This is a genomic window from Actinokineospora iranica, from assembly GCF_900101685.1.
In the GTDB taxonomy this organism is placed as follows: Bacteria; Actinomycetota; Actinomycetes; order Mycobacteriales; family Pseudonocardiaceae; genus Actinokineospora; species Actinokineospora iranica.
This window is the reverse complement of sequence record NZ_FMZZ01000014.1, coordinates 40796-59836: the sequence shown is the minus strand read 5'-3', so window position 1 is coordinate 59836 and position 19041 is coordinate 40796. Positions and strand designations below refer to the sequence as shown.

The window sequence follows — 19041 nt, the reverse complement described above, 5'->3', positions numbered from 1 at the left end:
CGGTGACGACTTCATTTTACTGTCACTCAGCCCAGCGACAAAGGTGAGAACGCCACGTCCACCATGCTGCCTTCGACGAAGATTCGGTTCCAGGTTCCGCCGCCCTTCTCCGGGGAGATGATCTCGTTCAGGTAGATGCCGCGGGTGGCGTCGTCCATTCGCTGGTGCATGTCGATCAGGTCGTAGTACGCGGACAGCGACTCCATGTGAATCAACCAGTGCATGTGATCCGCCCCACCGAACGCTTCCTCGTACAAGAACGACGAAACCACCCCGGGCAGGCGCGTGTTGATGTCCTCGGTGATCTGCCGGGCGAACATCCGGGCCTCAGCCCGAAACGCGTACTTCGTCACCGCCGACCGGTGGATGATCACGCCCGCGTTGGCCGAGTGCGTCAACTGGTCCGCGGGCACAGTGGTCTGCCCGGCCGCGGGCGGCACCACCAGGTCCGGTTTGGCTGCGTCGATACCGGCGTCGTCCGGTAGGGCCTCGTCTGTGCCGTACATGCCCCAGTGCTGCGGGATCAGCAGGGTCTCGGAAACCGAACCGTCGACATACATCGGGTCGGTTCCCGCGTCGTCGAACGCCGACTCGACCGCCGAATAGTTCCCCAACGACCGCAGGTGCAGCAGCCAGTGCAGCCGATCCCGCCTGCCGAACACCTCTTCGTACACCAGGACCGTGGCGGCTCCCTGGTACTTGACATTGATCCGCTCGGCCAGATCCAGTGCTGCCCGTCGCCCCGTTTTCCGGTGCTGATTGCGCAACTGGGCTGTCCGCTCCACCACCACGCCGCAGTTCGCGGAGTGCAAAAGGGTTTCCGCCGCAACGGAAGTCTGCCTAGCCGCCGTCATCACACGCTCCTGTTCTGGCAGAAACCGGCGAGCACGTCAGCCGCCCCCTGCATCAACCGTTCCGCGATCCGGTCCACGTGCCGCGCCCGCCAGTCCTCCAGGTCCGTTCCCTCCGCGAACCGGTTGAACGCGCCGATCGCGGGACCGCACTGGATCTGGTAGTTGACCCGCTGCTCCGGCACGCCTTCCATGGCCCAGCGCACCGACCGCGCGAAGTACCACTGGAACGCCAACGCCAGCCGCTGTTTGCCGTTCCGCTCGGCCTTCGCGACTTCCTTCTGCCGTCCCCGGCCAAGGTGGTAGGCCCTGGTTTCGGCCCACACCTCGGCGAACGGCCGCTTGAAGTATGTTTCCTCGATACTCGCCCGGGTGCGCTCGTCGATCTCTTCCCACGAGTCATACCGCCGGTAAAGCTGGTAGAGCTTGTTTCCGCGAGCCGCGAACAGTGTGCCCTTCCGCACCACCTGCACCTGGGCGCCGATCTCGAACATGTCCCCGGCTGGCGCGTAGGCGGTGTCTTGGACGTCCAAAGTAGACAGGACGTCCTTCACGGCGGCGGAAGTCCCGCTTTCGGGCGAGCACTGGTTGATCGACCCCGTCATCACGAAGTCCGCCCCCAGCACCAGCACCGCCGCCACCGACTCCGGCGACCCGATCCCGCCCGCGGCCCCGACCCGGATGCGCCGCGGATACCGGTGCTCGGCCATCACCCGGTCCCGCAGCCGGAGCATCGACGGCAGGAGCGTGAGGGCGGCGCCACCATCGGTGTGCCCGCCGGAGTCGGCCTCGACGCAGACATCCTCGCTGACCGGCAGCGTCCGGGCGACCGTGGCCTCCTCATCGGTCAGCTTTCCCTGCTGCCGCAGCCGCTCCACGATCGCGGCGGGCGCGGGAGCCATGAACGCCGCCGCCACCTCGGGCCGGGACACCTTCGCCAGCACCCGGTGCGGCGCGTGGCACGCGCCCGCGGCGTCGATTCGCGAGCCGTGGTAGCGGAAGCGCACGATCGCGGGCGTGATCTGGGTGAACCCCGCCGCCTCGGTGAACCGGACGCCGTGCCGCAGATACAGCTCGACCACGGATTCCTCGAACCCGGGATCGTCCAGCGAGTGCAGCAGGTTCATCCCATACCGGCCGTCTGGGCCAAGGGCGGCCTTGATCGTCGTGATGGCGTCCTCGACCGCGGCGAGGCTCAGCCCGCCCGCGCCGAAGAACCCCATCAGCCCGGCGCGGCCCATCCGGATCACCAAATCGGTCGAGGCGATCCCGCGGAACATGGCCCCAGCGAGGTAGGCGTAGCGGATGCCGTAGTCCCGCCGGAACTCCGCGGAGCCCAGGTCCTCGGCTCGCAGTCCGCTCGCGCGCGGCGCGACCGGTTCCGGTTCGACCGCCTCGGCCGCGGGCAACGGGTCGGTGACCGCCGACTTCCACAGGCCCGCCAACACCCGGCCGGGCCCCAGTTCCTCGATCTCTTCGACCCCGTGGTCGATCAGGTAGCGCATGGACTCCGCCCACCGCACCGGTTTGCGGATCTGCTCGGCCAGCAGCGTGCCGACCTCGCCGGGTCGGTATGGCCGGGCAGTGACGTTGGCGATCACCGGCACGCTCGGGTCGGTGAAGGTGACCTTCCCCAGCACTTCGGCGAACTCGGCGGCGGCTTCGGCCATATAGCGGGAATGGAACGCGGCGCTGACCTTCAACGGCACGCACCGCGCCGCCTTGTCGCGCTCGATGAGGATCGTGGCCGCCCGGATGCCCTCCGGGGGCCCGGACAGCACAACCTGCGTGCGGCTGTTGAGGTTGGCGATGTCGACACCGGTGTCCGCCCCGCCGCCGAGCAGTTCGGCCACCCGGTCGGCGTCGATCCCGACCACCGCGGCCATGCCGCCGCCGTTCGCCCTGGCCATCAGCTCGCCGCGCCTGCGCACCAGGTCGACGCCGGTGGCGAAGTCGAAGCAGCCCGCGGCGAACAGCGCGTCGTACTCGCCGAGACTGTGGCCCGCCAGGTACTTCGGCGCGGGCAGGTCACGGGCTCGCGCCAGGTAGGTCAGCGCGTTGACCACGAACAGGGCGGGCTGGGCGTACTGGGTCTGCCGCAGCCGGTTGTCCGGGTCTTCCAGGCAAAGCTCGACGATGGAGTATCCGAGGATCGCATCGGCCTGCCGGGTCAGCTCGGGATAGCGGTCGAAAAGCCCGGCGCCCATGCCTTTGCGCTGCGAACCCTGACCGGGGAAAACCAACGCGACCATGGTGCTACGCCTCCCAGGGGAACTTCTGGTGGGTCGTGAACTCGGAGATGCGCCGCGCGACGGACTCGTCCGCCATCAGGCGCGCGAACTCGCGCAGCGCCCGGTCCTCGCTGGCGTCCGATGTGGACCATTGGGCACGGCAGTAGCGTTTGACGTCGGCCACCGTCGAGGTGTCGAGCCGCCGCAGCCTGCCGAGCAGCGCCCGCACGGCGGTGTCCAACCGCTCCGTCATCTGGTCGACGAGGTGGAACCGCTCGGCGGCCTCGGCGGTCACGGACTGGGTGGACAGGGTCATCGTGTACGCCTTCTGGAACCCGACGCGCCGGATCAGAAACGGCAGCACGCAGCAGGGCAGCAGCCCCCACAGCGCTTCCGGCAGGCTGAACTGGCTGCGCGGGGTCGCGAAGACGAAGTCGCTCGCGGCGACCAGGCCGACACCGCCGCCAGACGTCCAGCCGTCCACAGTGGACACGATGACTCGGGAACTGAGCGTGAACCTGCGGAGCAGGGTGAGGAAAGCGTCCCCGCCCGCGTCCGCCAGCCCGCCGCCTTCGCCGAGGTGCCCGGTCGCGGCGTCGAAGTCGAGCCCGGAGCAGAACACGCCGTCCGCGCCCTGAAGCCGCACGACGCGGCAGTCCGGGTCGGCCTCGGCGTGGTCGAGGACGGCGGCCAGCTCGGCGAGCAGCGCGCCGCTGATGCCCGCCCGGCCCAGGGTGACCTGGTGGACACCGGACTTCCGCTCGACGGTCAGGGCGGCGGTCACGTCAGAACCCGGTGGTGCGCCCGGACTTGAGCGGAGTCAGCACCAGGTCGTGAATGGTGCCGTCGACGAACGTCTTCTCCCACGAGCCGCCGCCCTTGGCCAGGGCCACCCGGCGCTCGCGGAGAATCCGCTGGTACTCGGAGTCTTCACGGCCCAGCGCGACGAGCTTGCGGTAGTCGTCCAGGGTCTTGAGGTGCAGTGTCCAGTGGATGCGGTCCTGGCGCCCGAAAGTCTCCTCGAACAGGAACACCGACGCCGAGCCGCGCAGGGTGGTGTTGATGTGCGCGGCCCACTCGTAGGCGAACTGCCGGGCTTCCTCACGGAACTCGTACTTGCAGTGCGCGGTGCGCATGATGGTCACGCCCGCGTTCCCGCTGTGCAGCAGCTCGCCCGCCGGGACGCTGGTCTGGTGCGAGGCCGGGTCGGCGAAGTACGACGGGTCGTCATCGTCCTCGTCGTGGTCGCCGACGCCGTGCTGCGGCACGATGACGCGCTCGCTGAAGGTGCCTTCGATGAACATTCGCTCCCAGTTGCCGCCGCCGTCCTCGGCGAGACGGTCGCGTTCGGTGATGTCCTTGAACGTCTTGTCGTGGTCGACCAGCTCCAGGATGACCCGGTAGTCGTTGGGATTCTTGAAGTGCTGCACCCAGTGCACCCGGTCCTGCTGCCCGAACAGCTCCTCGAACACGACGATGGTCGCCTTGCCCGCGAGCGGCTTGTTGAGGAACGCGGCCAGTTCCAGGGCGAACTCACGGCCTTCACGCCGGTGCTCGTAGCGCAGCTGGCCGGAGCGGTGGATGACGAACCCGGAGTTCGACGTGTTGAACGACTCCGGCGCCGGAGCGGCCTGCTCCACGGTCGCGGGCCTCTCGATGATGTCGGTCATTGCCACAGTCCCCTTCTGCCGCGTGTGCTGTGCGCCACCCTCTCCCCGCGCGGCGGCGCGGTCTGCTCAGTACTGCGCAGAGGCCGGACTGCTCGCTGCCTACCGTCGGTATGGAGCTGCTGTCTGGGAAAGGGGTCCAACAGACATGGCGGAGACGAGGCGCGTTCTCGTGTACCCGTTCGGCGAAATCACCGGTCTGGAGGTGGACCCGGTTTTCGCGCAGCTGAGAGAGTCGGAGCCACTGGCCAGAGTGCGGTTACCGTACGAGGGCGAGGGCTGGCTGGTCACCCGCTACGCGGACGTGAAGCTGGTCAATTCCGATCCCCGCTTCACCCGGGCCCATGTCGGCGACGGGATTCCGCGCACCACGCCACTTCCGCGGCGCGGCGACTCGATTCTCGGCATGGACCCGCCCGAGCACACCCGGCTGCGCAAGCTGGTGTCGAAGGCGTTCACCGCGCGCCGGATCGGCAGGCTGCGCCCCAGAATCGAGCGGATAGCCAACGTCCTGCTGGACCGGGTCGAGCGCGACGGCCCGCCCGCGGACCTGATGGACGGGGTCAGCCTGCCGCTGACCATCACCGTGATCTGCGAGCTGCTCGGCGTCCCGTACCACGACCAGGGCAAGTTCCGGCACTGGACGGACGCCGTCATGGCGACCACCGCGTACGACCCGGACGAGGCGCAGCGCTGCGAGATCGCCCTGCGCGGCTACCTGGCGCGCCTGGTCGCCGACCACCGCGAGAACACCTACGACGACCTCTTGGGCCATCTGGTGGGGGCGCGCGACGAGGACGAGAAGCTTTCCGAACAGGAACTCGTGTCCTTCGGCGTGACCCTGCTCATCTCCGGCCACGAGACGACCGCGAACCAGATCGGGAACTTTACCTACGTCCTGCTGACCAACCCGCACATCATCGACGCCCTGCGCGCCGACCGCGCCCTGCTGCCCTCGGCCATCGAGGAGCTGCTGCGGTTCGTGCCCATGGGAAACGGCATCGGCAACGCCCGGATCGCCAAGGAGGACGTGGAACTCAGCGGCGGCGTCGTCCGCGCGGGCGAGGCGGTCTTCGCCGCGGGCGTGAACGCGAACCGCGACCGCCGCGTGTTCACCGACCCGGATCGCCTCGACATCCACCGGGCGGACAACCCGCACCTGGCCTTCGGCCACGGCCCGCACTACTGCCTGGGCGCCCAGCTCGCGCGGATGGAACTCGCCGTGGTCCTCGACGCTCTTCTCGACCGCTTCCCCAGCCTGGCGCTGGCGGTTCCCGCGGCCGAGGTCCCGTGGAAGCAAGGCAGGCTGCTGCGCGGCCCAGAGTCGCTGCCCGTGCAGTGGTGACCGCGCAGTGACAGTCACCCGGAGGACACCATGAGACCAGCACAGCTACCCGACCTCACCGGCCGCACAGTCCTGGTGCTGCACGCCCACCCCGACGACGAGGCCATCTTCACCGGCATCACCATGCGCCGCTTCGCCGACGCGGGTGCCAGGGTGGTCCTGATCTGCGCCACCGACGGCGACCTGGGCGAGGCCCTGATACCCTTGCAACGCCACGAAACCCTGACCGCCCGCCGCCTCCTGGAACTGGAACGCGCCGCCGAGATCCTGGGCGTGTCCCGGCTGGTCCTGTTAGGACACCGAGACTCCGGCCTCCCCGGCTGGCCGCAGAACCGCCACCCCCAGGCGTTGCTGAGAGCCCCCATCGGCGCCACCGCCCGCCGCGTGGCAGACCTGGCGGCGGAGGAGAACGCCGAGATGATCCTGCACTACGACTGGCGCGGCATCTACCGCCACCCAGACCACATCGCCGTCCACCGAATCGGCCGTCAAGCCGCGCGCCTGGCCCGCATCACCAGCTATGAGTCCACTGTAGATAGAACCCACCTGACCAGACTCGGCGAGAACGCCCACCTCGTCCACGCGGCGGCAAGGTCGACCTCGGCCCCCTTCGGCCTGTTCCCCTCCGAGATCACCCTCTCCATCCGCGCCACCTACGCCGAACTGGCCGCCAAACTCGCCGCGATAGTCACCCACGCCAGCCAGATAACCGGAGAAGCGGTAGCCCACGCCGCCTTCCCCGACGCCTACCGCTTCGAGTGGTACCAACGCTTCGGCGAGCCGACGTTCTTCGAGCAACTGGTCCCCACCTACGCCGTGGCGTAAGCCCCGGCACAGGGCTACCAGGTGGATGCCTGGGAGGGTCGGCCAGCCAAACCCTGCCAGGCACCGATCGGGCCGGTAGGCCAGCGCAGCACACCCGCCACACACAAAGCCGCACCCAAAGCTGCCAGGTGCTCAATGGAGACAAGGAGCACACCCGAGCACCTGCCAGGCCGAACCAGCGCTCGCCAAGTGCTCGATGGGGCGGACCAGCAAGCCGGCCCTCCTGCCAACCGGCACCGACGCCCGCCAAGCGCTCGATGGGGTGGAGTAATTTCTTCGGGGGTGAAGGAAGATTCCTGAACTCGCCGTGGTCGTGGGGCCGAAGGCTCCCCACCCGTCTTTCCCCGCGACGGGATCTTCCTTCGTAGGGGCCCCGAAGAAACCACTCCACCCCATCGAGCCAACCCCGCAACCAGCCCCACAGAAGTCAGCCTCACAGCGGAATATTCCCGTGTCTGCCCCGCCGCTCACCGGCCTCGATCAAGGCAGCCGCGATGCGCTTGCGGGTCTCCATCGGCTCGATCACGTCATCCACAGCGCCGATACGCAGAGCGGTGTCCACCCCACCCGCTGAGCGGCGCTGTTCGGCGACCAGTCGGACGCGGACAGCCTCGCGCTCGGATTCCGGGGTAGCGGCGAGCGCCTTGCGGTGCAGCACGTTCACCGCCGCCTCCGCGCCCATCACAGCCACCTCGGCGGTAGGCCACGCGAGGACTGTGTGCGCGCCCATCGACCGGGCGTTCATCGCCAGATACGCGCCGCCGTAAGCCTTGCGGGTGATGATCGTGACCCGGGGAACCGTCGCCTCGGCGAAAGCGTGCAGCAGCTTCGCCCCGCGCCGGACGACGCCGCCCCATTCCTGTCCTACGCCGGGAAGATAGCCGGGCACGTCGACCAAAACGATCAGCGGAATCCCGAAAGCGTCGCACATCCGCACGAACCGCGCGGCCTTCTCCCCGGAAGTCGCGTCCAGGCAACCGCCCAACCGCAGTGGGTTGTTCGCGACCACGCCGACCGTCCGTCCGGAGAAGCGGCCCAGAGTGGTGTTGATGTTCGGCGCCCACCGGGGGTGCAGCTCGATTCCCGGCGCGTCCAACAGCGCGTCCACCAGCGGTTTCACCGGGTACGCCCGGTTGGCCCGCTCCGGCAGGAACCGGCCCAGGTCCACCGACTCGCCCAGCAGCCGGGCGTTCACACACCCCTGTCGACCCAGCAGCGCGGCCAGATTCCGACCGACGCTGATCGCGGATTCGTCGTCCGCTGTGGTCACGTGCACGACGCCGGACTTGCGCCCGTGTGCCTCCGCGCCGCCCAACTGCTCCTGGTCGACCACCTCCCCGGTGACCGACCGCACGACCTCCGGGCCGGTGACGAAAACCCGCCCGTTCCCGCTCATCACCACGACATCGGTCAGCGCGGGGCCATAGGCCGCACCGCCCGCGGCCGGACCGAGCACCACCGAGATCTGCGGCACCCGCCCGGAAGCCTGGACCATGGCGTGGAAGACCTTGCCCACGGCGTCCAGCGCCACCACGCCCTCGGCCAGCCGCGCGCCGCCGGAGTGCCACAGGCCGACCACCGGAACCCCTTGCGCCACGGCGCTTTCGATCGCGTGCACGATGCGCCGACAGCCCTCGGTGCCCATCGCGCCGCCCATGCGGGTCGCGTCGGTGCAGTAGACGAAGACCGGCTCGCCCTCGACCGTGCCGCGGGCGGCGAGCACGCCGCAGTCGTCCTTCGGTTGCAGCAGCCGGAAATGCCCGGGGTCGAGCAGGGTTCGGATTCGGGTGAGTGGGTCACGGGTCACGGCGGCTCCTCTGTCGAAGGGGCGCGGGACATTCACTGTGCGCCGCGCGAACCTCGGCCAGTAGGCAAAACTGCGCAGGTCAGCGCACCTCCAGCAGGTCCGACCAGCGCAGGCCCGCGAGGTCGCCCAGTGGGTGCCCGCGCAGGAAACCGTCGACCAGCGCGGCGACGAGGTCGGGTCGGTCGTGCATCACATAGTGGGTGGCGCCGTCGATCTGGACGTGCCGGGCGTTCGGGAACGCCGCGGCGGACTGCCGGAAACGCTCCGGAGAGGCCACGGTGTCGAACTCCGCGCCCACGAACAGCATCGGCGTCGTCACCGACCCGGCCTCGGCGAGGCTGTCGTGCGCCCAGAAGTCCAGCAGCTGCCGCGCGTAGTTCACCAGCGTCGCCGGGGACCGGAACGGACGTCGCAGATCCTCGGCGAGGGTGCGGTTCGCCAGCGACAGCACGCGTTCGGCGAGCCGGTGCGGGTCGGCCTCGTCGGCTGGGTCGAACTCCTCTTGCAGGCCGAACATGCGCAGCATCGACTTCGCCAGGTGCGGCTGGCCGCCGACCATGCGGCACAGCGCCTCAAGGTTGCGCTCATAGGGCGTGTCCGGGTCTCCGACGCGCCCGCCTGCTCGGAAAGATCCGTTGAGCAGCACCATCGACCGCACCGCGGACGGCCTGCGCCGGGCGAACTCCACCGCCACCTTCGGTCCCGTGCACCAGCCGAGCAGGTCGCACGTGTCGGCGCGTTCGTGGCGCAGCACCTCGACCAGATCGTTCACCTGGTCCGGAAGCAGCACCGACACCGGGGAGTCCGTGCCGCGCGGCTCCCACAGGATCACCCGGTAGCGGTCGGCGAGCCTGTCCACCAGCCGGTACCAGAACCCGGTTCCCTGGCCGAGCGCGTTGAGGATGACCAGCACCGGGCCGTCGGAGCCCGCGACCTCGTAGGTCAGCGGTGCGCCGTGCGCGTCGATGGTGCGCCGCCGCACGCCCATCCTGGTCTCGGCGACGCGCCGGGCGGCCGCGCGGGCCGCGAGGTCTTGGCCGCGCCGCAGCAGACGCAGCAGGTCGGGATTCACCTGGCTTTCCGGTCCGCAGCGGTCGGCGTGGTCGAATGTGGTGCGGGCGCTCAAGAACCCGGTGAACGCGCCCAGCCGGGCCGCGAAAAGCCGGTCGACAGCGGTCAACTCGTCCCGGTCGGCGACGGCCGCGATCGGAATGTCGTACGCCTCACCGATCTGGTCGATCAGCTTCTCCACAGTCAAGTTCGACGGCGCGACCACATGGTGCACCCCGCCCGCCTGCTCGCTGTATCCCAGGCACAGCAACGCTTCCGCCGCCTCGCCGACCTCGATCAGGCCGAGGCTGCCGCCCGCGCGGGCGTGCCAGCGCAGCGGCTGGTGCCCGAAGTACTCCGGCAGCCGCTCGCGCACCTCGCGCACCAGGTCGTGCAGCGTGCCGAACAACGGCGCCGCGCCCTCGCGCGGAACCCCCGCCAGTCCCAGGCTTTCGCCGACCACCAGGCCCGTGCGGAACGTCCGGTGCGCCACCCCCGCCGCTGCGCACGCGCTGACGACTTCCCGCTCCATCGCCGTGTACTGGGCGGACACCTCGTCCCCGAGCCCGTCATCGGCCGCCCACGGCGTCTCCGCCACATGCCCCGCGTCGAGGCCGGCGGCATAAACGGACCCGACCTGGTTCAGTTCGCGGACTCCCAGTGGCCCCAGCTCTTCCAGCAGCCTGCGGGTGCCGACGAGATCGGCCGCGGCGACCTGCTCGCCGCCCACCCACGGCGTTCCCGTCAGGCACCACACTTCCTCGATGCGCCAGCCCTCGGGCAGCGCGCGGGCGAGGCCTTCGCCGTAGGACAGGCAGCGCATCCGGCCGACATCCGCGGCTCCGGACACAGTGGACCGCAGCACGCGCCGCACCGCCGCGACGAGGTCGGCCCCGCTGGGCTGGTCGGCGCCCCAGGGCGCGAACACGACGTAATCGGCGGACGCGGAAAGCCTGCGCGCGGCGAGATGCGCGCCGGTCAGGACGGCTGATCCGGTGATGAGCACGGTTCTAGTCATGGTTTTCAAACCTCCAACGTGCGAAGACCCCCGGACTGTCCGATTCGGACGACTCGGTGGGGGTCGGGTGGCGGATGACGCGCCGGTCCGGCGCCGCCCCGGTGCGCAGGGCGACCGCGAGGATGTGGCGGTCGGTCACCGGCCACTGGGCGAACTGCCAGTGCTCCGGGTCGTCGGCCGGAGCATCGGCTGGGCCGTCGACGCGCAGCCGGATCGGGCCGCTGTCCCAGTCGAAGCCGTGCCGCTCGAACGGGACCGACAGGCCGAGGCCGCGCGCCTTGGTGTAGGCCTCTTTCAGCGTCCAGTACCGGAAAAACCGGGCACGGCGCGCGATATCGGGCAGCCCGGCCAGGCTGGCGAACTCGGCGGGCGTGCAGATGTTGCGCGCCAGCAGGTCGACGTCTGTCTCCCGGTCGACCACCTCGACGTCGATCCCGCAGGCGATGCCCGAGGTGACAACGCAGGCGATGAGCCGGTCGGTGTGCGAGACGTTGAACCGCAGCGGCGGCAGCACGATCGGCCAGCGCACCTCCGGCCGGTCGTGCTCGGTGCGCCCGAGAACCCACTCCTCCGGGTGAATCTCGGGCGCGCACCAGCTCAACGCGGTGCGGGCCAGCGCGTGCGCGGCGAGCGCGGTGTGCCGGTCCCGGTCGAACCGGCGGCGGCGCACGCGGGCGCGCTCGTCATCGGACAGCAGGTCCCGGCACGCCGACACCAGGTCGGACATGGCCAACGTGTGCGGGTCGAGCACCCAGATGTGCGCCTCGTCCGCCCCGATCACCGCGGGCGCGGCCTCGGTCCGGCGCGGTCGGCGCGGTCGGTCTTGCCCCGGGGGAATCGGCATCGCGCCGCCTTCGACGAGTCGGGCACACATTCGCCCCGCCGATGCTGCGCCCCGGCAGGCGCCCGCGCCGCTCAACTTTGAGCGGCCCGGCGATCGCGCGCGGTGAAACCCTGGACTGGCTATGGTGGCGGCCGAAACCTCGAGCCACAGGGAGCCCAACCGTGCCAACCGCGAGAAGCCAGTTCGACCTCGACGTCTGGGAAGAGGCGGACGAGCCCTACCGAGTCACCGAAGGCGCGAAACTGCTGCACGGCAAGTCTTCGCGCCTGTTCGCGGGCGGCGACATCGACGGCCGCGGCCACACTGAGATGATCATGGCGCAGACCACGGAGGAGAAGTCGGCCACCTACGTCGGCATCGAGTACTTCGAGGGCACGGTGCACGGCAAGAAGGGCAGTTTCGTCCTGTCCCACAGCTCCAGCCAGGACCGCGGCGAGCTCAGCTCCCGCTACTTCGTCGTGCCCGGCTCCGCGACCGGTGAGCTGAAAGGGATGCGCGGCACGGCCACCATCACCATCACCCCGGAGAAGGAGCACTTCTTCGAGCTGGAGTACGAACTCCCCGCCTGACCAGCCCCGACCGTCCCGGCCGATGGCGCGGCGGGGCCGTTTCCAGGCCGGTTGAGCGGCCGGTCCGCGGGAGCCCTGCGCTCGCCCGCCAGGCTGGCCTGCGGGATCGCACGCCCGTGGGAACGGCTTGGCGACACCGAGGTCATGGCTTCTCCCGCGGAACAGTCACCGGTTGGAAGACCCGATCCGCTCGCGGCGCTTGCCGCTGTCGGCTGACGTGGCCGGGTCGACGGTGCCGCGGGGTTCTCCGGCGCGGAGGAAGCGACCGGTGCGCCTGCTGCCGTGGATCGGGTGGAACTGCCCTGCGCCGTAAAGGAAGTTGCCCGCGACCAGGGTCGCGGTGACGACGCGGTCGTTGCGGTTGACCATGCGGCTCATGCCGCCGAATGCCTCGGTCGGGGCCTCGCTGTGCTGGTCCACCGACTCGTCGAGGGCTGTGGGGTCGATGACCACGAGGTCTGCCCGGTCGCCTTCGCGGAGGGTGCCCGCGTCGATGCCGTACCACTGGCCGAGTTCGCCGGTGAGGCGGTGCACGGCGCGTTCGACGGTCATGAAGCCGGTGTGGTGCGCGCGGCGCAGCAGCCGCAGCGGGAAGTTGTAGAAGGCCATGTTCCGCAGGTGCGCGCCCGCGTCGGAGAAGCCCATCTGGACTTCGGGAAGCGCGGAGAGCTTGTCCAGCACCTTCGGGCGGTGGTTGGAGATCGTCGTGCGCCAGCGGACTTTCGTGCCGTGTTCCACGACGAGGTCGAGGAAGGCGTCCACCGGGTGCAGGCCGCGCTCGTCGCCGACCTGGCCGAAGGTCTTGCCGACCACTGAGGCGTCCGGGCAGGCGATGATGTGCGCGTCGTAGAAGTCGCGGTGCCAGATCCGGGGTGTCCACTTGCGATCGTATTCGCGCCGGAACCGCCGCCGGTACTCCTTGTCGCGCATCAGCTCGGTGCGGGCCTCGTCTTGCAGGTGCAGGGCGGCGGCGCCGGAGCTGAGCTCCTCGAACACCACCAGGTCGATCCCGTCGGCGAAGATGTCGAACGGGACCGGCAGGTGCTGCCAGCGGAAGTCGGCCCGGCCGAGTGTGTTCGCCAGCCGGGCGATCGGGCCCATGGTGTGGTGCAGCAGCGGGTTCGCCTTGACGTCGGCCGCGGTGAGGAAGCTGGTCTTGAGCGCGGGCCGCACGCCGAAGCCCATGGACGCGGCCAAGTAGAGCGCGAGGCTGAACGGCGTGGTGAGGTTCGGGATCGACTGCAGGACGCGGCCTTCGCGGCGCAGAATCCGGTGCAGTTGGCGGTATTCGCGCCAGGACGCGTAGGTCGAGGGCAGGGTCCGGGACCGGTACCGGTCGCCGTCCAGCTTGTCCCAGGGGTTGCGCATCTCCGACAGGCCGATGAATCCGGCGGACAGCGCGTCGGTGAGCAGGTCCCGCATCCGGCGCAGTTCCGCCGGGCCCGGGTCGACGCGGTCGGTGGAGCGGCCCAGCCCCATCACCGCGGCCCGCAGGTCGGAGTGGCCGAGGAACGCGGTCACGTTCGGGCCCAGCGGCAGCGTTTCGAGCGCGTCGATGTACTCCGCCGCGCTGGACCAGGTCTTGTGCTCGCTCAGCGCGCGGATCACGTGCTCGCGCGGCACGGCTTCGACCCGGCTGAACAGGTCGGCCGCGTCGGCCGGGTCGACGTGCACCGTGCCCAGCGAGCAGGAGCCGAACAGCACGGTCGTGACACCGTGGCGCACCGACTCGCCCAGGCCGGGAGCCAGCAGGACCTCGGCGTCGTAGTGGGTGTGGATGTCGATGAACCCGGGCATCACCCACTGCCCGGCGGCATCGATCACCCTCTGGCAGCCCGCGCTGTCCAGCGGCTCCGACGACACCGCCGCCACCCGGCCGTCCCGAATGCCCAGGTCCCGTACCGCCGATGGCGCGCCCGTCCCGTCGTACCAGCGGCCGCCGCGAATGATCGTGTCCCATGCCATGCCAAGATAGAAACTGATCGGTCGCAAAACCTCAATAGGTAGAGACCGATCAGTCTCAAATTTCGGCCGGACGGCTCAACCGTCCGACGACGGCGAAGGGCCCTTCCCCGGCGACCAGCACCAGGAAAGGGCCCTTCACCCGTAGCGGCGGCTCAGATGATCAGAACTTGCCGCAGTTGCCCGCGCCCGCCTGCCCGGCGAACGCGCCCTTGAGGAAGCTGGTCGCGTCACCGGACGCCGACATCATGCCCATCGCGTGGGACAGGAACGGCGAGAAGGAGGTCAGGTCCTTCCACTGGACATTGGCGCCCTTGCCGCACCAGTCCTTGGCCATCTGCTTGCCCACGGCGACCGGGATCACGTCGTCCATCGAGCCGTGCTGGACCATGACCGGCATGGCGGGCTTGATGTTGCCGATCTTGTTCTCCGCGATGATCGCGTCGAACGGCGGCTGGGACAGGTACGAGGACACCGGCTTGCCGTCCTTGGTCAGCTTGCTCGTCTGCGTGCCCATGAACTTGAAGACCGCGTCGAGCGTGCAGGTCTTGCGGGCCGCGAGGAACATGTCGGCGCCCGCCTGGTTGGCCAGGCCCATCATGTTGGCCTCGGGGTAGGCCTGGTTGATGCCGATCAGCGCGTAACCCAGGAACGCGGCGTACATGCCGCCGTCCAGCGACTTGGCCAGCACGGCCTTGTCCGCGGGCGGCGCTCCGGCGTAGACGCCCTTGACGTTCAACTCGGGCGCGTAGGTGGCGGCCAGCTCAGCAGCGGAGGCCGCGGCGGAGCCACCTTCGGAGTAGCCTGCGATACCCACCGGGCCGCTGCTCGGCAGCCCGGTTCCCGGCAGCCGCTGCGCCGCGCGGATCACGTCGAGCACGGTGTGCGCCTCAGCCAGTCGGTTCACGTACGGGTGCTCGCCGCTGCCCTGGACCCAGGGGCCGATGTAGTCGGTCTGCGCCACCGCGAACCCGGCGTTCAGCAGCGAGCTCACGAAGCTGTTCTGGAAGCCGGAGACCATGTCCCCGCCCTCGCCCGCCATGGTCTTCGACGGCGCGCACTGCTCGCCCATGCCGAAGGTGAACGGCGCGTAGGCCACGATCGGCCGCTCGCCGGAACCGGTCCACGCGGCGTTCGGGACCAGGACCGTGCCGCTGACCGCGACCGGCTTGTCCTTGTTGTCCCGGGACAGGTACTGGATGCGGGTCGCCTTCGCGCCGTTGAAGGTCGAGGGCTGGGACTTGATGATGTCGCCGTTCTGGCCGGAGGGCAGCGAGGACGGCGGAACGTAGACCGAGGTTGTGTCGGCGGCGATGGCGGACGGGCCGCTCACCGCGGAGACCGCCACCGCGCCCGCCGCGACCAGCGTCGCGGACACGGTGGCGACCAGGCCACGACGAAGAGAGATGGGCATACGGCACTCCACTTTGAGTCGGGACGTGAGAGATCGGGTGATCATGTGCCGGAACCACGCCTCGCCGCGTCAGCGCCGGATCGTGTGTCCCACACCATGCCCCGAATAGAAACCGATCGGTCTTCAAACGTCAACAAGAAACGACCGATCGGTCTCTAATTTGTCCGAGAGTGAGTAGTAACCTGAGCCCATGGTGGATTACGCCACAAACGCGCCGTCGACGGCGGAGCCGCACGACGGCCAGGTGGCACTGGGCGCGCCGAGGCGGCGCACCCAGCAGGAGCGCCGCGAGACGACGATCGGGCGGCTGATCGACGCGACCATCTCCGTCATCGCCGAGGTCGGATACGCCAACGCCTCGCTCGGTGTGATCTGCGAACGCTCGGGAGTGTCCCGCGGCGGGCTGTTCCGCCACTTCGACTCCCGCCTGGACCTGATGGTCGCCACCGCCGCCGAGGTCGGCAAGCGGCACATCGCGCACGCCCGGCGGCAACTGGGCGAACTGCGTGCGCCGACGATCCTCGAGGCGCTCCGGCTGATGCGCGACCGCCACCGCAACGTGGAAAACGTCGTGTGGTTCGAACTGATGGTGGCCGCCCGCACCGACCCGGACCTGCGGATACGGCTCAGCGAGACCGGGCGCCAGTTCTTCGCCGACATCGTCGATGCCGCCCGGTTGATCCCTGGCACAGAACTGTTCCCAGCAGAAGACCTCGAGATGCTGGTCAACACCCTGGAGCACACCTTCGACGGCGAGGCGATCCGCCGGGAGATCGCGCCGGACCCGGTGGCGGAGGACCGCCGCCTGGAGTTGGCCGCCGAGTTCGCCGAGTTCCTCATCATGCGCCGCTTCAACGCCACCAAGCCTGCCGACACACCGTCCACAACGGACTGAACCGGGGGCGCGCGCCGAGATCAGTCGACACATGGGCGGGGACGGACCGGGCGGGGAACCCTGGTCATCGCCCGCACCCGGCGGGTTCTGCCGTGCACGGCGAGCAGGGCCAGCAGGTCGCCGTCGACCTCGGCGGCCAGTTTGCGCTGGGCCCAGTCCGACGCGGCCAGCACGGCGCTCTCCGAAACCGGTTTGCCCGCCAGGGCGTCGCACAGCAGGCACCACTCGTCCAGGCGGGAGCGGACGAACTCGACGTGGGCGACCGCGGGGCGGACGTGGTCGGCCCAGCGCACGAAGTCCGGCAGGGCCTTGCCCCGGTCATCGATGCGGGCGACCGCGGCGGCGACCGCCATCGCGTGGTCGGGGTCGCGCAGGACGACCTCGAGGAAGGCCCGGTCGTCGGCCGGGTTGGCCGCCCGGTACAACTCGAACCGCAGGTGCTCATCGGCGGCCAGCGCGCGGAAGTCGAGATCCGGCCGACAGGCCAGGTCCGCCACCAAAGCGATGTGGTCTAGCAAATTCACCGTTCTCCTCCGCCCAAAAGGGTAATGGGCGGCCTCCAAGCACGATCATCACGCACCCCGCGGGCGCTAGGGCGTGTCAATGGAGTTCCACCGCGAGATTGTGATCAACGCGCCGACGGCCCGGGGGGTGGAGATATTCGTCGCGGTCGAGGCGGCGGCCGGAGTGGACCGCGTCGGTCACCTCGGTCGTCCCGCTCGACGCCGGGACACCGCGGGTGGGCCACCGGGTCCGGCTGAGCATGGAGGCCGAAGGGCTCAAGGCGCGCGCCGAGCCCCCGCGATAGGCTGTGCGAACGGGTGGGGGACCCCGCGAAATCGAGTCGACCATCGCCCTAGGTCCATGCGAGGCTGGCCCCACCATTCACTTTCCGACGTGGAGGTCCGCTATGTCCGATCAGCCCGAGCAGCCCGAGCCCGAGGACGCCGCGGAACCCCAGGACCTCAAGAGCCGCTTCCGCGAGGCGCTCGCCCGCAAGCAGGCCCTGGCCAAGTCGGGCGAGGACCACGCGACCGGCGGGTCGAAGGTCCACGACGCGCACGGCAAGGTCGGCGGCAAGCGCCAGTTCCGGCGCAAGAGCGGCTGACGGCCGTCATGGCGTGAGCACCTGCTTCTCCAGGGCGCCCAGGGCCGTGTCCAGGTGGGTGAGCAGGCGCTGGAGATGGGGAACGCTGCGCCTGCACCCCGTCAAGCCGAACTCCAGCGAGCCCGCGTAGCTGGTGGCGGTGATGTTGAGGGCCTGGCCCTCGTACGGCACCGAGACGGGGTAGAGGCCCTGCATCCGCGCGCCGTTCCAGTACAGCGGGGCGCGCGGGCCCGGCACGTTGCTGATCAGCACGTTGAACGCGGGCGGCGCGATCCGCACCGCGCCGGGCAGCAGGGCCACCGCGAGCGGGGCCAGCGGGATGGCGCTCAGCGCGGTGATCTGCAGCGGGCTCATGCCCTGGTAGAACGCCTTGCCCCGGCGGGTGGACGCGGCGATCGCGCGCAGCCGCTCGGCGGGCTCGGCCAGGTCGGTCGCGAGGGTGGCCAGGATCAACCCGACCGCGTTGCCGCCGGTGCCGCCCGCACCGTCACGGTCCCCGCGCAGTGAGATCGGCACGGCGGCGACCAGCGGCTTGTCCGGCAGCGCGCCCAGTTCCAGCAGGTACTGCCGTAGTGCGCCCGCGCACATGGCGAGCACGACGTCGTTGACCGTCGTGCCGGTGGCGGCGCCGATGGCGCGGACGCGCTCCAGCGGCCACCCCTGCGCGGCGAAGCGGCGGGCGCCGGTGATGGGCACGTTGAACATCGTTTTCGGCGCCTCGAACGGCAGCGTCGCCGACTGCTCCCGGAACACCTGGTTGACGTACTTCACCATGACCGGGCCCATCCCGGCCAGGTCCCGCACGGCGTGCGCCACGGTCGCGAGCCGGTGCGCGGGCGAGGTCGAGGAACCGGTCTGCCCCGGCCGCGGCGCCCACGGCGGGCGCATCCCGCGCTCGGCGGGGTCGGTGGACAGCGACCGTTGCAGCATCCGCAGCGCGGACACGCCGTCGAGCAGCGCGTGGTGCACCTTCGTGTAGACCGCGAACCGGTTGCCCTGCAAGCCTTCCACGAGATGGCTCTCCCACAGCGGCCGGTGCCGGTCGAGCAGCGAGCCGTGCAGCCGGGACACCAGTTCCAGCAGTTCCCGCACCCGGCCCGGGGCGGGCAGGGCGGACAGGCGCAGGTGGTATTCGAGGTCGAGCCGGTCGTCGTCGGCCCACGCCCACTGGCCCAGGCTGCCGATCGGGCCGCGCAGCCTGCGCCGGAACAGCCCGGCCACGGAGTGGGTGAGCAGTTCGCGGTGCAGACCGCCCACGTACTCCTGCCCCGCGCCGTCGGGCAGCTCGAACAGCTGCAGACCGCCCACGTGCAGCGGATGCTCCCGGGACTCGCCGAGCAGGAAAACGGAGTCCGTCACGGGCATCATCGGCATGGTGGTCCTCCTCGACCCCGGGAAGGCCCTCACGCTGCCACCTGCCCGCGGTTCCCGCAATCAGTCCCAGGTGGACGTCTC

General features: G+C 69.9%; 16 protein-coding genes. 5 read left to right on the top strand and 11 right to left on the bottom strand.

All coding sequences use genetic code 11. The features are described from left to right. Nucleotides 1–26 precede the first annotated feature (26 nt). The 4 genes from BLS56_RS24275 to BLS56_RS24260 are packed head-to-tail and all read right to left on the bottom strand — an operon-like array spanning nucleotide 27 to nucleotide 4752. On the bottom strand, nucleotides 27–854 hold the full coding sequence (locus BLS56_RS24275; RefSeq protein ID WP_139190960.1) for a DUF6039 family protein: 828 nt from the start codon (nucleotides 852–854) through the stop codon (nucleotides 27–29). Further along, nucleotides 854–3103: an ACP S-malonyltransferase gene (fabD, locus tag BLS56_RS24270; protein WP_091455293.1), complete on the bottom strand. Its 2250-nt coding sequence runs from the start codon at nucleotides 3101–3103 to the stop codon at nucleotides 854–856. Before fabD ends, BLS56_RS24275 begins: the two co-directional genes overlap by 1 nt. Before the next feature lie 4 nt (nucleotides 3104–3107). Further along, nucleotides 3108–3866 (bottom strand): enoyl-CoA hydratase-related protein, encoded by a 759-nt coding sequence (locus BLS56_RS24265; protein ID WP_228771886.1) that lies wholly within the window; start codon nucleotides 3864–3866, stop codon nucleotides 3108–3110. A gap of 1 nt (nucleotide 3867) precedes the next feature. Then, a complete protein-coding gene (locus BLS56_RS24260; RefSeq protein WP_091455291.1) occupies nucleotides 3868–4752 on the bottom strand; it encodes a DUF6039 family protein in 885 nt (294 codons plus the stop codon). A gap of 145 nt (nucleotides 4753–4897) precedes the next feature. Between BLS56_RS24260 and BLS56_RS24255 the strand changes: the two genes are divergently transcribed. Together BLS56_RS24255 and BLS56_RS24250 are read left to right on the top strand one after the other, a co-directional pair. Next, the gene (locus BLS56_RS24255; RefSeq protein ID WP_091455289.1) at nucleotides 4898–6094 is read left to right on the top strand and encodes a cytochrome P450; all 1197 of its coding nucleotides are present in this window, start codon (nucleotides 4898–4900) and stop codon (nucleotides 6092–6094) included. Between the two features lie 30 nt (nucleotides 6095–6124). After that, entirely contained in the window at nucleotides 6125–6919 is a 795-nt protein-coding gene (locus tag BLS56_RS24250) for a PIG-L deacetylase family protein (protein WP_091455286.1), read from the top strand. A 433-nt stretch (nucleotides 6920–7352) separates the two neighbouring features. Here the strand turns inward: BLS56_RS24250 and BLS56_RS24245 are convergent, their stop codons facing one another. The 3 genes from BLS56_RS24245 to BLS56_RS24235 all read right to left on the bottom strand — a co-directional run bounded on the left by BLS56_RS24245 (nucleotide 7353) and on the right by BLS56_RS24235 (nucleotide 11638). Continuing rightward, nucleotides 7353–8726 carry an acyl-CoA carboxylase subunit beta gene (locus BLS56_RS24245; protein WP_228771885.1) on the bottom strand — a complete coding sequence of 458 codons (1374 nt, stop codon included), beginning with the start codon at nucleotides 8724–8726 and terminating at the stop codon, nucleotides 7353–7355. A gap of 79 nt (nucleotides 8727–8805) precedes the next feature. Further along, nucleotides 8806–10794 carry an alpha/beta fold hydrolase gene (locus BLS56_RS24240; RefSeq protein WP_091455281.1) on the bottom strand — a complete coding sequence of 663 codons (1989 nt, stop codon included), beginning with the start codon at nucleotides 10792–10794 and terminating at the stop codon, nucleotides 8806–8808. Beyond that, nucleotides 10787–11638: a 4'-phosphopantetheinyl transferase family protein gene (locus BLS56_RS24235; RefSeq protein ID WP_175483022.1), complete on the bottom strand. Its 852-nt coding sequence runs from the start codon at nucleotides 11636–11638 to the stop codon at nucleotides 10787–10789. Before BLS56_RS24235 ends, BLS56_RS24240 begins: the two co-directional genes overlap by 8 nt. A gap of 161 nt (nucleotides 11639–11799) precedes the next feature. On the opposite strand from BLS56_RS24235, the gene BLS56_RS24230 reads away from it, so the two are divergent. Beyond that, on the top strand, nucleotides 11800–12207 hold the full coding sequence (locus BLS56_RS24230; RefSeq protein ID WP_175483021.1) for a DUF3224 domain-containing protein: 408 nt from the start codon (nucleotides 11800–11802) through the stop codon (nucleotides 12205–12207). A gap of 165 nt (nucleotides 12208–12372) precedes the next feature. On the opposite strand, the gene BLS56_RS24225 is transcribed toward BLS56_RS24230, so the two are convergent. Then, nucleotides 12373–14172: an N-acyl-D-amino-acid deacylase family protein gene (locus BLS56_RS24225; protein ID WP_091455272.1), complete on the bottom strand. Its 1800-nt coding sequence runs from the start codon at nucleotides 14170–14172 to the stop codon at nucleotides 12373–12375. A 160-nt stretch (nucleotides 14173–14332) separates the two neighbouring features. Beyond that, the gene (locus tag BLS56_RS24220; protein ID WP_091455270.1) at nucleotides 14333–15583 is read right to left on the bottom strand and encodes a lipase family protein; all 1251 of its coding nucleotides are present in this window, start codon (nucleotides 15581–15583) and stop codon (nucleotides 14333–14335) included. 190 nt (nucleotides 15584–15773) lie between these two features. Here BLS56_RS24220 and BLS56_RS24215 point away from each other — a divergent pair, with 190 nt between their 5' ends. After that, complete coding sequence (locus BLS56_RS24215) at nucleotides 15774–16478, top strand: TetR/AcrR family transcriptional regulator (RefSeq protein WP_091455267.1); 705 nt, start codon at nucleotides 15774–15776, stop codon at nucleotides 16476–16478. Nucleotides 16479–16498: 20 nt separating this feature from the next. Here BLS56_RS24215 and BLS56_RS24210 read toward each other — a convergent pair whose 3' ends face one another. Continuing rightward, nucleotides 16499–17002, bottom strand: coding sequence for a hypothetical protein (locus BLS56_RS24210; protein WP_139190959.1), 504 nt, complete (start codon nucleotides 17000–17002; stop codon nucleotides 16499–16501). Nucleotides 17003–17388: 386 nt separating this feature from the next. Between BLS56_RS24210 and BLS56_RS24205 the strand changes: the two genes are divergently transcribed. Further along, a complete protein-coding gene (locus tag BLS56_RS24205; RefSeq protein WP_091455263.1) occupies nucleotides 17389–17586 on the top strand; it encodes a DUF5302 domain-containing protein in 198 nt (65 codons plus the stop codon). Between the two features lie 6 nt (nucleotides 17587–17592). Here the strand turns inward: BLS56_RS24205 and BLS56_RS24200 are convergent, their stop codons facing one another. Then, nucleotides 17593–18960 carry a WS/DGAT/MGAT family O-acyltransferase gene (locus BLS56_RS24200; protein ID WP_091455260.1) on the bottom strand — a complete coding sequence of 456 codons (1368 nt, stop codon included), beginning with the start codon at nucleotides 18958–18960 and terminating at the stop codon, nucleotides 17593–17595. Nucleotides 18961–19041: the final 81 nt, after the last annotated feature.

Coding starts and splice junctions, on each gene's coding strand:
- BLS56_RS24275 (WP_139190960.1), bottom strand. CDS start 854: ATGACGGCGGCTAGGCAGACTTCCGTTGCGGCGGAAACCCTTTTGCAC.
- fabD (WP_091455293.1), bottom strand. CDS start 3,103: ATGGTCGCGTTGGTTTTCCCCGGTCAGGGTTCGCAGCGCAAAGGCATG.
- BLS56_RS24260 (WP_091455291.1), bottom strand. CDS start 4,752: ATGACCGACATCATCGAGAGGCCCGCGACCGTGGAGCAGGCCGCTCCG.
- BLS56_RS24255 (WP_091455289.1), top strand. CDS start 4,898: ATGGCGGAGACGAGGCGCGTTCTCGTGTACCCGTTCGGCGAAATCACC.
- BLS56_RS24250 (WP_091455286.1), top strand. CDS start 6,125: ATGAGACCAGCACAGCTACCCGACCTCACCGGCCGCACAGTCCTGGTG.
- BLS56_RS24240 (WP_091455281.1), bottom strand. CDS start 10,794: ATGACTAGAACCGTGCTCATCACCGGATCAGCCGTCCTGACCGGCGCG.
- BLS56_RS24235 (WP_175483022.1), bottom strand. CDS start 11,638: ATGCCGATTCCCCCGGGGCAAGACCGACCGCGCCGACCGCGCCGGACC.
- BLS56_RS24225 (WP_091455272.1), bottom strand. CDS start 14,172: ATGGCATGGGACACGATCATTCGCGGCGGCCGCTGGTACGACGGGACG.
- BLS56_RS24220 (WP_091455270.1), bottom strand. CDS start 15,583: ATGCCCATCTCTCTTCGTCGTGGCCTGGTCGCCACCGTGTCCGCGACG.
- BLS56_RS24215 (WP_091455267.1), top strand. CDS start 15,774: ATGGTGGATTACGCCACAAACGCGCCGTCGACGGCGGAGCCGCACGAC.
- BLS56_RS24205 (WP_091455263.1), top strand. CDS start 17,389: ATGTCCGATCAGCCCGAGCAGCCCGAGCCCGAGGACGCCGCGGAACCC.
- BLS56_RS24200 (WP_091455260.1), bottom strand. CDS start 18,960: ATGCCGATGATGCCCGTGACGGACTCCGTTTTCCTGCTCGGCGAGTCC.